We start from the raw sequence: 1,089 nt of genomic DNA on the forward strand, positions 1-1,089 counted from the left end.
CTGAGGGTGGATAGTCCGTCGAATTATCAGAATTACGGCGCGGCTCAGTCGGGTTCGGTCGATGGGGAACGCGTCACGACGTTTTCAGGGGCCAAGGGCACGAGCTCGTCCCCTGTCGGGGGATCGAAATGAAGAAGCTGCTCATGCTGGCGATGCTGGCGTTCTCTTTGTCCTCGGCTGCTGCCGTGCCGGCGGTGCCTCCAATCCCGACTGTGCCGGCGCTTACGGAGCCGTTGCCGCCACCGTTGCCGCTGTCTCCGGGGGCGCAAGTCGCGGCGATTAGCCCGCTGAGGATGGGCAATGCGAAGAAGGTGGATCTGCGGTTCGTGAACGTCGCTCAGGTGGTGGATCTGATCTACGCGGAAATGCTCCAGACGCCGTATGTGATCGAGCCGGAGGTGCTGGCCGATACGCGTAACGTGTCGTTTCGGTTCGACCGTACAAAGGGCGACATTCGGGATGGTCTGTCGAACTTCCTAGATTCGTTGGGCTTTGGCGTGACGACGAAAGACGGCGTGGATTACGTGTTCAAGCGGAAGGAAGTCAAGGAGACTGAGCACGAGCCGGAGCGCGATGTCTTCGTGTACACGCCGCAATATCGAAGCGCGGACTACTTGTCTCGGTTGGTTCAGCCGCTCGTGTCCGGTTCGTTTACGACTAACCGGGCCATTGCTGCGCCTGCTGGTTCGCGTGCTACCGGGAACGTTCCGCCTTCGTCTGCGGCGGCCATGGTCGATCAAAGCTCGGATGTGATGGTGTTCCTGGGCACGGCCCGCGAGATTGCGATGCTGAAAAAGGTTTTGCCGAAGGTCGATGTGGCGACGGGCGAAGTGGCGATTCGTGCGTGGGTCTATGAGGTCAGCGTCGACAACGAGAAGACGACTGGCTTTCAGTTGGCTGCAAGCATCCTCGGTGGGCGTCTTGGTGTCTCGTTGGGTGCCGGAACTGTCGATCCGAATGCGAACGCGCTACGGCTGCATACGGGCTTTCTCGATGCTGCTATCGCGGCGCTTGATTCGGATTCGCGGTTCCATGTTGTCACGTCGCCTAATCTTCGTGTGGCCTCGGGCAAGCATGGCCGTTTGAACG

General features: G+C 60.1%; 1 protein-coding gene. It reads left to right on the plus strand.

The annotated features are described in order from the left end of the window. Positions 1–128: 128 nt before the first annotated feature. A partial coding sequence (locus BG57_RS30900; protein ID WP_035971122.1) for a hypothetical protein occupies positions 129–1,089 on the plus strand: 961 nt, incomplete at its 3' end.

Source organism: Caballeronia grimmiae, from assembly GCF_000698555.1.
Taxonomy (GTDB): Bacteria; Pseudomonadota; Gammaproteobacteria; order Burkholderiales; family Burkholderiaceae; genus Caballeronia; species Caballeronia grimmiae.